The organism is Fontibacter flavus, assembly GCF_042432905.1.
GTDB classification, from domain to species: Bacteria; Bacteroidota; Bacteroidia; order Cytophagales; family Cyclobacteriaceae; genus Fontibacter; species Fontibacter flavus.
On sequence record NZ_JBHLWI010000043.1, the window covers coordinates 14,761 to 27,017 of the forward strand.

The following is a 12,257-nucleotide window of genomic DNA, read 5'->3' on the forward strand; positions in this document are numbered from 1 at the left end:
ATGATAGCCAACACACCTCCCCCGCCCTACTATGCGGTTATTTTTACCAGTATACGTACAGAGATCGAAGAAGATTACCATTTGATGGCTGAAAAAATGGTTGACATTGCCCAAGAACAGGAAGGATATTTAGGTCATGAATCTGCCAGAGAGTGTCTTGGCATCACCGTAAGCTATTGGGAGAGTTTGGAATCTATCAGAAAATGGAAAATGCAAACCGATCATTTACTAGCCCAAAAGTTGGGAAAAGAAAAATGGTATGCCACTTATAAAACCAGAATAAGTCTGGTAGAACGTGATTATGGATTTGAAAAAAGCTGATTACGCAGTTTCAACATCTTGGGTGACTTTTGTTCTATAATTTTAGCTCACTTTTGATTTGCTTTGTTGAGTTTGAAAACAATTATAGTAACCGCAATTATGAACAGTAAATTTTGGGACGAAAAATTCAGCTTATCACCAAACCTATATGGTGAAAAACCCAATGAATTTATCCAAGAGCAGCTTACACATTTAACTCCAGGGAAAATCTTATTCCCTGGTGAAGGAGAAGGCAGAAATGCCCTGCATGCCGCAGCTTTGGGCTGGAATGTCACTGCCTTGGACCAAAGTCAGATTGCCCAAAAACATACTTTGCAAAAAGCTGATGCAGCTGGCCTTAAACTCGACTATCTTGTTTGCGATGTAACTGTATTTATTCCTGAACCTGAAAGTTTTGATGCCATTGCTTTGATCTATTTTCACCTGCCATTGAGTATCAGAGATCAAGTCCATCAAAAATTCGAAAAATCGCTAAAGAAGGGAGGTACCCTCCTGATTGAAGGATTTGGAAAAAGACAGTTGGAATACAGCTCAGGCGGACCTAAAAACCTGGAAATGCTCTATGATATTGAGGAAATAAAATCCAGTTTTCCAAATATCCATTGGGAACTTGAATTTGATGACATCCTACATCTCAAAGAAGGGGAAGGACATGCAGGAGATGGTCATGTGATCCGACTCCGCGGAAAAAAAATCAAATGACAAACTGATTAAAATCAGCTTTTTCTTGGCAAATCCTAGGTATCTTGAGTACGTACAAATGAATGAAGGGAAATCTAAATGCCCCTTCATTGATATTGAGAAATAATTTGAGCTTAGCAGAACACAAACCATCAAGACCATGAAAATCCTCGTCCCTACCGATTTCTCCGATAACGCCAACAATGCTTTGGAGTTTGCCAAGAAAATAGCCCACAAAGAAAAGGCATCCATTACCCTTTTCTACGCTTTCTATGCGGTATATGATTTCGCAGCACAGGCAACTGAAATCATCGGTCAGATAGAGCAGGAAGCAAAAAAAGAGCTTAAAAAAGCTACTGAAGCAGGAAAAGCGGAAGGCCTGGAATTCAATTACAAATTGGTACAGGGCTCAGTTTCCACTTCGGTCACCTCTTTTGCCTACCGAGAAGATTATGACCTCATCGTCATGGGCACTCAGGGTGCAAGTGGCATCAAAAAAACACTGATCGGTTCCAATACCGGACATGTCATCAAAGAAAGCATGGTGCCTGTTCTTGCTGTTCCCCAACATGCTAAATGGGACAATAACTATAAAATCTCTGTGGCTTTGGAACTTGAAAAAGAAGAGGAAAAATATTTTAAAAACCTTTTCAAAATGACGGCTCCCTTAGGATTACCTTATGAATTTTTCCATGTCAAAACAAAGGAAAATTTCGAAAAAGAAATTGAATTCAAGGGACTTGAAGGTTATATCAAAGAAAAATATCCCCAGTCAGAGATCAGTTTCCTGATGCTTAATGCCAAAACAGCAGGGGAAGGCATGAACGCCTATCTCGACAAAAATAAGAATACCATGCTGGTGATGTTTTACAAAAATAAAACCTTCTTTGAATACCTGTTTAACAGAAGTGAAACACTGGAAATGGCCTACCATACGCATGTGCCTTTGTTGGTCATCAAATAAGTTTCAATCAGAAGCAAAAAGAAAGCCCCAAATGAAATCGTTTGGGGCTTTATCTTTATTTACCATTTGAAATTCTTATCTGAACTCATAATCTACACCACTAACCTGGGACAGTAAAGTAGCCGGAGCATCCAAAGCTACTGCTGCACCTCTTGGAGTAGGTGTTACAGGAGAGTTTTCCGCCAAATAGCCAAGCATCACTTGGTGCAAAGTAAATTCTGTATTGACTACATTTTTCACATCATTCATTCTACACACCACATCAGCCGGGTCTCCTTCCCTTTCGCAGGCAGAAATCTTATAAGTCTTATTCAAATCTACTGGCTCACCTTTGACAGTCATGGATTGTATCCTTTTACCTTCTTCTCCAAAAGCATGGAATCTGACTTCCATTCCTTTGAATTTGGTTACCCAACCACCAAATCTCTTGGAAGCATCTTCAGCAAACACATTATTCAATTCCTTTTCCATCCAGTTCCACAACTGCTGTCCAGTCACTTCACCTCTACGAACCACGGAATCTACAGGCAACATATCATAGATAAATCCTCTTGTGATCGGAATATTACCGGTTTCATCTGGAGTGGCCAAAGGTGGACAGAACCTGAAGCCATTGGACAACACGATGTCAATGTCCGGCATTTGCCAGCTTAAAGCATCTGTGACCATGGTATCAATTGGGTTTTCGATCACAAAATATCTGTAAAGTGGAATGGTGCTGTAACCCACCACTTTACTGATTTCTTCTTTGAATGGCGCTTCTACCTCATCAATGATTTTTGCCAATCTTGGAGATTCAGTGATTTTATCTGCTTCAATTTCAAGCATTTCATATGTTTCACCTACCAGCTTTCCTTGGTCAAAGTTTAACTCCAACTTACCCAGGAATGATCCAAATGCACCTGGCTGCACCACCTTGGCGTATTTCCCTTGGATAGGTTTTCTTACGCGTTCATGCGTATCAGCACCTAAAATATAATCTACCCCCTCACATGAAGGATGATTTGACAAAGCTATTTCCTGAGACAATCCAATATGGGACATGATGGCCACAAATTGACATTGTTCCTGATTTCTGAGCACATCTACATAATGTGCAAGGTTATCCTCAGGTTTGGTAAAGATGATTCCCTCACTGTAGCCAGGAGATTGTCTTTTTGGCACCAAGTGATCATTGTACCCAATAAAACCAATTTTCACGCCGTTAACATGCCAGATGTGATAAGGAGGGAATATCAACTCACCTCTTCTACCATCACCTAAGTCATGGTACATATTCGCACAAACTTTACCTGCCTGAAGCGACCCCATAAGCTTTTGCATAGGCGCTTTATTGTACACTACTTCCCAGTTACCGGGAGAATAGAGATCGTAAGACATGGCATTTAAAATCGGAACAATGGCACTTCCTTCAGTCTTTACTGACAACATGGATCCTTGGAACATGTCTCCAGTATCAATTAAGAAAGAATAATCACACTTTGCTCTTTCCTGTTGAATAAACGCATGTAAATTGGCATAACCCCCTGTTTTCCTAAAGACGATTTGACCATCTTCCCAAAAAAGCTCATCATGGGGATGCAGCTGACAATGCACATCAGTAGTCTGAAAGATGGTTACCTTGAATTTGTCTTTTGGTTCGTCTGAAGCGGAAGCATTTTCGCTCTTTGGACTTTCACAGGCAACAAAAGGATTCGCTGCCAATAAACCAGTACCAGCTCCTAGAGCGCCAAGTTTCTTGAGAAATTCTCTTTTTGAATTATTCATTATGGGTCAATTGTAATGTTTCAGGATTAAATTACTAATATTCAACAGATTGCAAACAAGATATAAATTATTTTCACTACAATTCAAGCAAGCATGAACTTACCCAAATTATATCTTTGCTTCAAATATGAAGTTTTCTGATTTGATCTTTTGTGACTTTTATTACACGTATACCTTTCCATTCATATTTTTACATTAGCGGAAATTTTTAAAAGAAAATCAACTAATTTTATCCTGTGACAATTATAAAGTGTGACATTTGATTGAAAACAAAAAATTGAAGTATCTAGAAATTTGTTTCAGCGTTAAATCGGACCTAGCAACAATTATTACACAGCCACATAACATGAAAAAACTACTATTCAAATCATTGATCATCAGCAATTTTTTAATGCTGTTAATTTTCAATGTTTTTGCTACAGAAGAAAAGTCCCTGCTTTGGAAAATCAGTGGAAACGGACTCGAACAGGAATCCTACCTTTTCGGTACTATACACCTGATTTGCCAGGATCAATTCAAAATGGATGCAAGAATTCTACAGGCTTTTGAATCTTCAGAAAAGATCATTATGGAAATTGACATATCTGATCCCAATGTGATGATGGATATGCAACGACTTTCCCTAAACAAGGATTTCAAAAATATCAAAGATGAATTTGATCCGGATCATCAAGTTGCCGTAGATGAATTTTTAAAAGCACAATTAGGTGTAGGCCTGGACCAATTAGGCGTCATGAAACCATTTATCCTTTCCACCATGATAATGACCAAGATGTTGCCCTGTGAAGAAATAAGTGGTTATGAAATGTTCTTTATCGAAAAAGCCAAAGAACTAGGCAAAGGTATGGGAGGATTGGAAACAGCCGAATTTCAGATCGGATTATTTGACCAAATTCCTATCAAAACCCAACTGGACGATATCGGCAAAATGGTCATTGAAGGAAATAGCATGGAGGAATTCCAAACCTTGGTAGATGCCTATTTGAATGAAGACATTGACCTACTTTTTGAATTGATCACCGTCAATGAGATGTTTCAGCAAAATGGCGATATCTTACTTAACTTCAGAAACGAAACCTGGATTCCACAAATTGAAGAGGCCATTAAAGAACAAGCTACATTTATCGCTGTGGGTTCAGGGCATTTGTCCTCTGAATTAGGTGTGATTCAATTGCTCCGAAATGCAGGCTACACGGTAGAACCTGTAAGATAATTCAAAAAATCCCAAACAACTGATTACAGGAGTGGTTTTGAAGCTACACCCCAAATCTTCAATTTTGCTTTTGAAAATTATATCCTATGAAAAATATTTACTTCTTAATCGTTTTTGGCTTCTTGCTCCTAAGCTGCAGTCAAAACGATGCTGATCAGGTTTACATCAATGGAATTGTTTACACAGTAGATGAAGCCAATCCAAAAGCAGAAGCAGTAGCAGTCAAGGATGGCCTCATTCTCGCTGTTGGTACAACTAAGGAAATCCAATCCTATGTAGGTAATAAAACCGAAGTCATTGATCTTCAAGGAAAAACCATGACACCCGGTTTCATAGAATCCCATGCCCACTTGATGGGTATTGGCTACAACAAACTGGAAATCGACCTGATGTATGTACAAACCTACGATGAACTTATCGAAAAGGTGGCTGAGGCAGCTGCTAAAGCTAAACCAGGAGAATGGATAACAGGTAGAGGTTGGCATCAGGACAAGTGGATCAAAATGCCGGATAATACCGTAAAAGGATTCCAAACCCATGATCAGCTTAGTGCAGTCACCCCCGACAATCCTGTTTTCCTAGCCCATGCTTCAGGACATGCTTCTTTTGTCAATCAAAAAGCCATGGAACTTGCAGGTATTACACAGCTCGGAAGTGAAAATCCAAAACAGGAAATTGAAGGCGGAGAGGTATTGAGAGATGAACTAGGTAATCCAACAGGTGTTTTGGTGGAAACTGCATCAGGCTTAGTAAGGAAACTGATTCCCGCTGATACCCCAGAAAGGAGAGAAAAAGCACTAGAGTTGGCCTTGCTGGAATTGGCTGAAAAGGGCATCACTTCCTTTCATGATGCCGGCAGTGGGCAGGATGTTATTGACTTGGTAGAGCAATTCAAAAATGAAGGCAAATTAACTTCAAGAATGTACATCATGTTGAGCAGCCGACAGCCTGACCTGCTTCAGGAATGGTATAAGAAAGGGCCTAAAATTGACCCTGACCATATGGTGACCGTCAGATCCATTAAATTGAACATGGACGGTGCCCTCGGCCCTTGGGGAGCTTGGTTATTGGAAGAATATGAGGATAAACCCGGACATACAGGCCATGAGACCATGCCTATTTCGCTTGTCAGTGAAGTTTCCGAAAAAGGACTTGAACTTGGTTTTCAGGTTTGTTCCCATGCCATTGGAGATAGGACCAATAGGGAAGTTTTGGACCGTTATGAGGCGGCTTTTGCCAAGTTCCCAAATATAACGGATCATCGTTTTAGAATTGAACATGCCCAGCACCTTCATCCTGATGACATCAGCAGGTTTGGGGAAATGGGTGTAATTGCCGCCATTCAAGCCATTCATTTGAGCTCAGATAGACCCTGGGCGATAGGCAGATTAGGTGCTAAACGTATTAAGGACGGTGCTTATGTGTGGCAAAAATTGTTACAGTCAGGCGCTGTGATTTCCAATGGTACTGATGCTCCTGTTGAACCTCTTGATCCTATACCTTCTTTCTATGCTTCTGTGACCAGAAAAACCCTCAAAATGACCCCGGAAGGAGGTTATGAGCCCGATCAGAAAATGACAAGAGAACAGGCTTTAAAATCCTATACATTGGATGGTGCTTATTCTGAGTTTGAAGAAAATTTCAAGGGTTCCATTGAGGTAGGAAAAGCAGCTGATTTTACTGTTTTTGACCGGAATATCATGGAAGTTCCGGAAAATGATATCCTCAATACCAAAGTGGCCATGACCGTAGTAGGAGGAAAATTAGTCTATAAAGCTAAATAATTTCTTTTTTGGAAGACCTGCGAGGTTTCTGAAACCTCGCAGGTATTTTTTTTAGTCAAAAATCAAGGCACTATCCACAAATAAATCACATGTTCCTTACCGTCAGGAAGTGTTATCACCTGTGTAGCATCAGGTTTCCAATCCCCCATATCAAATCGATGGGAAATGATCCGCGTTCCGGATTTCATTTGCAGAATCCTAGGTCTTAGCTTGAGGTTGATGTCCGGAAACAAATACAAGGTCAGTACAGTAGCCTCAGAAAAATCCATGGCGAAGAGATCTCCCTGATAAAATTCAACCATCTTGGATACTCCAGCTTTTTCGGCATTTGAAATGGCCAACACTACAAGTTCTGCATCTATTTCCACACCAATGCCTTTGGCTCCAAATTTTTCAGCAGCCCTGATGGGAATCCTACCATCTCCTGAACCTAAATCAATGATCACATCATCCTTAGTGACTTTTCCCAATTCCAAAATGGCATCCACTACTTCCCAAGGGGTGGTGACAAATGGAACAAGATCAGCGAATGAAGCAGAATCTTCCTGAGACTTAGCCTCAAAGCTTACCCAGTAAAAGAACCCTACGAAAAGGAAATATTTTATAGAATTACTCATTTCCAACCATTCATTAAAATCTTGTCTTCATCCAATCTCCAACACTATATTACCTGTTTTACTTCCTAGTGCAACATATTGGTAAGCCTCCTTGGCATTTTCCAGAGGAAAGCTTTTTTCAATCACCGGGCGAAAACCACTATCCTTAACTGCCTTTTGGATCAAATCCATACTGCCTTTGATATCCTTTGGAATTGGAAACAACACCCTTTTCCCTCCCTTTAGTTTGGTAATCAAAGGCAAATACAGGTTTTCTATGCCATCTCCCAATTCCGAGGACAGATAAAATCCATTTTCTTTCATAATTGGTTTACATTTCTTAAAAGTGCCTTTTCCAACGGCATCAAATATGACATCAAATTTCTCTTCTAACCTTGTAAAATCCTCCTTTTCATAATCAATTACCTTGTCTATTCCTAAAGACCTTATCAAATCCATGTTTTTGGTATTCGCTGTTGCGGTCACTTTCACTCCTTGGTATTTCAGTAATTGAACCAAAGCAGAGCCAATGCCTCCTGTGGCTCCGTTGACCAACACATTAGATTCAGAACCTAATTTGACATATTTTAGGAAATTTACTGCATAATGGACTCCTTCGGCACATGCTGCCGCCTCCCAAAATGAAAGTTTCTCTGGAATTGTCAAAATGTTTTTATCCTCTCTGTAAGCCAAATATTCCGCTTGAGAAGGCAAACCATTGTCATCAAATCCCCAAACCCTATCACCCACTTTAAATTTGGTAACCTGACTACCAACTTCTTCGATTATTCCTGCAAAATCAGTACCCAAAATGGCCGTCCTGGGCCTTGGCCAACCTACAAAGAATCGAAAAACATAGGGGGCACCGCTCAATACACCACAATCTGTTCTATTTACCGTGGTGGCATATACCCGGATCAAAAGCTCATGGGGCTTAGGTACAGGTTTGGGCATATTCTCAATCCTGATCTGATCTGGGCTTCCATAATGATGACGGACGGCTGCTTTCATGATTTACATTCCACTCACTGAATTAAGGATTCGGAAATAGCTACAAAATTCCTTTTTTGACCTCAACATAGCATAAAGTTAGAGATACTTTTCTGGACTTTTGATAAGCTTATTATTTTTGTTTGCTTATCATTGTAACAAAGAATTATGATGCTTAATAAAACAATATTCTTCCTGATCAGCTGCTTTCTGATTTCACCCCACTTTTTAGCAATTGGTCAGACAGATTCATTGTTGAGGGTTTTGGACAACTTGAAAAGACAAAGCCCAAATAGGCTGGAGAAAATTGCCGAGTTACAATTAGAGATAGCCATGGCCTACTACCAGGACCGTGATTTTCAACATTCACTTCAATATCATCAACAAGCAGGTGAAATTTTTTTGTCTTCCAAAAACCATGAAAAATACAGTGAGTGTCTGCATAACCTTGGGAATATTGCCTACTTCTTAGGTGACTCACAGGAGGCAATCCAATATTATCAGTTATCCATTGCTGAAAGGGAAAAATTAAAGGATTTAAAAGGTTTGGCATCCGGTTATAATAACCTGGCCAATGTGTACAACCGACTGGGCGATTATCCTCAAGCCTTGGGTTTTTATGAAAAGTCATTGGAGATAAAAGAAAAAATTGATGACCAAAAAGGAATTGCTTCCACACTCAAAAACATTGCCTCTATCCATTATTACAGGGACAACTATGTAGCTGCCTTAGAAACCAATCTCAGGGCACTCCGAATATCGGAATCATTAAAAGACACCACTGGCATTTCATTTGTCTATAATAATATCGCCCTCATTTATGAAAAGCAGGAAAAGTTGTCTGAAGCCTTAGATTACTACCAAAGGTCTTTGGAACTCAAAGAACAGACTGGAGATACCCAAGGAATGGCCACTACTCTCAACAACATAGGAAGTCTTTATCAAACAAAAAGAGAATTTGACAAAGCCTTGATTGCCCTTCAACAGTCTCTTGAAATTTCTCAAAAAATCGGAGAAAAAGAGGGCATCTCAGCAGCCATGAATAACTTGGCCAGTATCTATGAAGATCAAGGCCAAATGGACAAAGCACTGGAACTGTTTCTCCAATCCCAAAAAATAGATGAGGAAATCGGCAATAAAAGAGGCATGCTTTTGAGCATTACCAGCCTATCTAACATCTATTTTAATTTAAAAAATCACAAGTTGTCACTACGATTTGCCGAAGAAGGGATCATCCTGGCAAAACAGTTGGATTCCAAAGCAGAATTGAGAGATCTTAACGCACTTATTAGCAAAAACTATGAAGCTTTAGGAGATTACAAGTCTGCCTTATACCACAACCAACTATTCCATGCTTATGCGGACAGTGTTTTCAATCAGGAAATAGTAAGAAAAACCGCCAGAATCGAGGCGGAATATGAGTATGATAAGAAGTTGGCCATCATTCAGGCAGAACAAAAAGCCCTTGATCTTGAAATTGAAAAAGAAAAACAAAGGCAAAATTTCCAGAAGAGGTTGCTCATTCTTTCGCTCTTTGGTCTAATAATCATCGCTTCGGTCATCTTCCTGAATTACAAGAAGCAGAAGAAGGCAAAAATACTATTACAGGCAAAAACAGATGAACTTGAAAAAGCCAATCAGGTAAAATCAAAATTGTTCAGCATCATTGGGCACGACCTCAGAGGCCCTATCGGAAGTTTATACATGCTTTTGGGCTTGTACCGGAAAAACCAAATGGATGATGATGAATTCAAGCAATTGGTACCTGAACTGTACAAAAATGTCGGTGCAATTTTAGAAGTACTGAACAACCTGCTGCGTTGGTCAATGGGTGAAATGAAGATGATCAAATCAGAACCCTGCCCCATAATTCTCCACGAAAAATCCATTGAAATGCTTAACTTTTTTTCCACTCTAAGCCAACAAAAAATGTTGCAGATCCAGAATCTGATTCCGGAAGATCTTGCTGTGATGATGGATCCCAATCATCTGGAATTGATTTTGAGGAATTTGATCAACAATGCGATAAAGTTCAGCAATAAAGGAGGCCGGATTACCCTTTCTACTAAAGAGCAGGAAGATATTGTCACTGTGGCAATTCAGGATGAAGGTTTGGGAATGAGTCAGGAAGAAGTTGGGAAATTATTTCAGAACACCCTCGCAGATAGCAAGAGGGGTACTACCGGAGAACAAGGGACTGGTCTGGGATTAAATCTTTGTCAATTATACATAGAGAAAAGCGGTGGCAAAATTTGGGTGGAAAGCGAACCTGGTAAGGGAAGTATCTTTTATTTCAGTGTCAAAAAGGCATCTGTAAACTCAGAATTAGTCCATTAATTTTTTTGATCCATGTTACCTTGTTTCCCAGGTTGATGCTGTATTATCTCAAAAAATATTCCCTTCCTAACTAGAAGAAATTCAAACTAGGCATCCAATTTGTTATAATCCATAAAACATTGGCTTGGAAATATTTTGAGAATTCAAAATAATTATATCACCTGGTTTCAATCATTCAGGTAAAATTTGATTTTAACTATTTAACCAATTAAAACGCTACCCTATGAAAAAGCTCATTTTATTATCGTTTTCGTTTTTGATGCTGTTTTCCGGAACCGCATTTTCCCAAGGAATTAACTTTGGCATCAAAGCCGGTCCAAACTTTGCCAATTATTCAGGCTCTGGCTTGGACAATTATGATTTCAACGCTATTACCAGTTTTCACGCCGGTGCTTTTGTGGAATTGAAATTGATGGATACCTTTTCACTACAGCCTGAACTGCTTTATTCTACAGCGGGTTCCAAACTCTCCGGTGTGGGTGAGGACATTGAAAATAAACTGGGCTACCTGGCTATTCCTGTTATGGCAAGAGTTTACTTGATACCAAGCAGGCTAAGTTTGGATTTTGGACCTCAGGCCTCTTTTTTGCTCAGTGAAGCTGAAAATGTGGACATTTCGGATTCCAAAACTTTTGATTTCTCCCTAGGTGCAGGTATGACTTTCAATCTTGTTGGGCCATTATTTATTCAAGGCCGTTACAATGTGGGATTGACTGACGTCAAGCCGGATGCCAGGGTCAAAAACAATGTTTTACAATTGTCTCTTGGCCTGACTTTCTGATTATAAACTGTTCATAAAGCATAATTTATCCGCTGGATCTGAAATGCCTAAAAGCATCAGATCCAGCTTTTTTCCTTACATTTAATGTAGCCTTGGAGGACAAACAGGAATTACAATACGTCCTGTGGAGGTCAACATTTCAATACTACCGATGAAAGGGAAAATTTTTCTGCTATGGCTCTTTATGATTGTAATGGGTGTATTACCCACTGCCTGTGATCTTTTTTGCCGTGATTCCTGTGGCTGTAGACCTTTGCCTCCTGCCCGTAATTTTATCATCACAGACTTTTCAACAGAAGATTTTGTACTCAACATTACCAACTTCGACCCCGAATCTTACTATGATAGGGATAAATATTTCAAAGTTATTCAAGTAGCCCAAATTGAGTTTATCACTGAAAACACATCCAAAAGTCCTGGGATCAGTTTCATATCAGCGGCTTATGCATGTGATCCTATCCAAGGTATTTCCGAACAACGCCTTATTTCCTTGGAAATCATCAATTTGAAAGAAACAGTTTTATCTGAAACAGAAACACTTATGGTTGGACAAAATATATCCGACAGGTTTAATCTTACTGATTTCCCCCAATTTCCAGGAAAAGCCATTGCCGAATTTATCCAACAAGAGAATTATTTCAGAACTGGAGAATCTCTTTTATTGCAATGGAAAGATGAACTCAATGGTGGAACATTAGACCTTGAATTTACCATCATTCTCAAACTCGATGATGGAAAGGAATTCATTTTTGAGCATGAATTAATGAAAATTAAATAATATCTTAGGGTATAGTTTAGATGCCAATCAACCCTGACCTATATC

11 protein-coding genes are annotated in these 12,257 nt (G+C 39.4%); 8 read left to right on the forward strand and 3 right to left on the reverse strand.

Translation table 11 applies throughout. The features are described from left to right. From ACFFIP_RS15565 to ACFFIP_RS15575, 3 genes are all read left to right on the forward strand, one after another. On the forward strand, positions 1-321 hold the full coding sequence (locus ACFFIP_RS15565) for an antibiotic biosynthesis monooxygenase family protein (protein ID WP_382388621.1): 321 nt from the start codon (positions 1-3) through the stop codon (positions 319-321). A gap of 99 nt (positions 322-420) precedes the next feature. Then, entirely contained in the window at positions 421-1,023 is a 603-nt protein-coding gene (locus ACFFIP_RS15570) for a class I SAM-dependent methyltransferase (RefSeq protein ID WP_382388622.1), read from the forward strand. A gap of 139 nt (positions 1,024-1,162) precedes the next feature. Further along, positions 1,163-1,966 carry a universal stress protein gene (locus tag ACFFIP_RS15575; RefSeq protein WP_382388623.1) on the forward strand — a complete coding sequence of 268 codons (804 nt, stop codon included), beginning with the start codon at positions 1,163-1,165 and terminating at the stop codon, positions 1,964-1,966. 75 nt (positions 1,967-2,041) lie between these two features. Here the strand turns inward: ACFFIP_RS15575 and ACFFIP_RS15580 are convergent, their stop codons facing one another. Continuing rightward, the gene (locus ACFFIP_RS15580; RefSeq protein ID WP_382388624.1) at positions 2,042-3,733 is read right to left on the reverse strand and encodes a bifunctional metallophosphatase/5'-nucleotidase; all 1,692 of its coding nucleotides are present in this window, start codon (positions 3,731-3,733) and stop codon (positions 2,042-2,044) included. A 346-nt stretch (positions 3,734-4,079) separates the two neighbouring features. On the opposite strand from ACFFIP_RS15580, the gene ACFFIP_RS15585 reads away from it, so the two are divergent. Both ACFFIP_RS15585 and ACFFIP_RS15590 read left to right on the forward strand, forming a co-directional pair. Next, on the forward strand, positions 4,080-4,946 hold the full coding sequence (locus ACFFIP_RS15585; protein WP_382388625.1) for a TraB/GumN family protein: 867 nt from the start codon (positions 4,080-4,082) through the stop codon (positions 4,944-4,946). A gap of 86 nt (positions 4,947-5,032) precedes the next feature. Then, positions 5,033-6,730, forward strand: coding sequence for an amidohydrolase (locus ACFFIP_RS15590; RefSeq protein ID WP_382388626.1), 1,698 nt, complete (start codon positions 5,033-5,035; stop codon positions 6,728-6,730). Positions 6,731-6,792: 62 nt separating this feature from the next. Here ACFFIP_RS15590 and ACFFIP_RS15595 read toward each other — a convergent pair whose 3' ends face one another. Both ACFFIP_RS15595 and ACFFIP_RS15600 read right to left on the reverse strand, forming a co-directional pair. Next, positions 6,793-7,347, reverse strand: a complete 555-nt coding sequence (locus ACFFIP_RS15595) for a class I SAM-dependent methyltransferase (RefSeq protein WP_382388627.1) — start codon at positions 7,345-7,347, stop codon at positions 6,793-6,795. Positions 7,348-7,374: 27 nt separating this feature from the next. Beyond that, the gene (locus tag ACFFIP_RS15600) at positions 7,375-8,337 is read right to left on the reverse strand and encodes an NAD(P)-dependent alcohol dehydrogenase (protein ID WP_382388628.1); all 963 of its coding nucleotides are present in this window, start codon (positions 8,335-8,337) and stop codon (positions 7,375-7,377) included. Between the two features lie 147 nt (positions 8,338-8,484). Here ACFFIP_RS15600 and ACFFIP_RS15605 point away from each other — a divergent pair, with 147 nt between their 5' ends. The 3 genes from ACFFIP_RS15605 to ACFFIP_RS15615 all read left to right on the forward strand — a co-directional run bounded on the left by ACFFIP_RS15605 (position 8,485) and on the right by ACFFIP_RS15615 (position 12,212). After that, positions 8,485-10,653 (forward strand): tetratricopeptide repeat protein, encoded by a 2,169-nt coding sequence (locus tag ACFFIP_RS15605; RefSeq protein ID WP_382388629.1) that lies wholly within the window; start codon positions 8,485-8,487, stop codon positions 10,651-10,653. A 223-nt stretch (positions 10,654-10,876) separates the two neighbouring features. After that, positions 10,877-11,434 carry a porin family protein gene (locus ACFFIP_RS15610; protein ID WP_382388630.1) on the forward strand — a complete coding sequence of 186 codons (558 nt, stop codon included), beginning with the start codon at positions 10,877-10,879 and terminating at the stop codon, positions 11,432-11,434. Between the two features lie 151 nt (positions 11,435-11,585). Beyond that, positions 11,586-12,212, forward strand: coding sequence for a hypothetical protein (locus ACFFIP_RS15615; protein ID WP_382388631.1), 627 nt, complete (start codon positions 11,586-11,588; stop codon positions 12,210-12,212). Positions 12,213-12,257 lie beyond the last annotated feature (45 nt).

Coding starts and splice junctions, on each gene's coding strand:
- ACFFIP_RS15565 (WP_382388621.1), top strand. CDS start 1: ATGATAGCCAACACACCTCCCCCGCCCTACTATGCGGTTATTTTTACC.
- ACFFIP_RS15570 (WP_382388622.1), top strand. CDS start 421: ATGAACAGTAAATTTTGGGACGAAAAATTCAGCTTATCACCAAACCTA.
- ACFFIP_RS15575 (WP_382388623.1), top strand. CDS start 1,163: ATGAAAATCCTCGTCCCTACCGATTTCTCCGATAACGCCAACAATGCT.
- ACFFIP_RS15580 (WP_382388624.1), bottom strand. CDS start 3,733: ATGAATAATTCAAAAAGAGAATTTCTCAAGAAACTTGGCGCTCTAGGA.
- ACFFIP_RS15585 (WP_382388625.1), top strand. CDS start 4,080: ATGAAAAAACTACTATTCAAATCATTGATCATCAGCAATTTTTTAATG.
- ACFFIP_RS15590 (WP_382388626.1), top strand. CDS start 5,033: ATGAAAAATATTTACTTCTTAATCGTTTTTGGCTTCTTGCTCCTAAGC.
- ACFFIP_RS15595 (WP_382388627.1), bottom strand. CDS start 7,347: ATGAGTAATTCTATAAAATATTTCCTTTTCGTAGGGTTCTTTTACTGG.
- ACFFIP_RS15600 (WP_382388628.1), bottom strand. CDS start 8,337: ATGAAAGCAGCCGTCCGTCATCATTATGGAAGCCCAGATCAGATCAGG.
- ACFFIP_RS15605 (WP_382388629.1), top strand. CDS start 8,485: ATGATGCTTAATAAAACAATATTCTTCCTGATCAGCTGCTTTCTGATT.
- ACFFIP_RS15610 (WP_382388630.1), top strand. CDS start 10,877: ATGAAAAAGCTCATTTTATTATCGTTTTCGTTTTTGATGCTGTTTTCC.
- ACFFIP_RS15615 (WP_382388631.1), top strand. CDS start 11,586: ATGAAAGGGAAAATTTTTCTGCTATGGCTCTTTATGATTGTAATGGGT.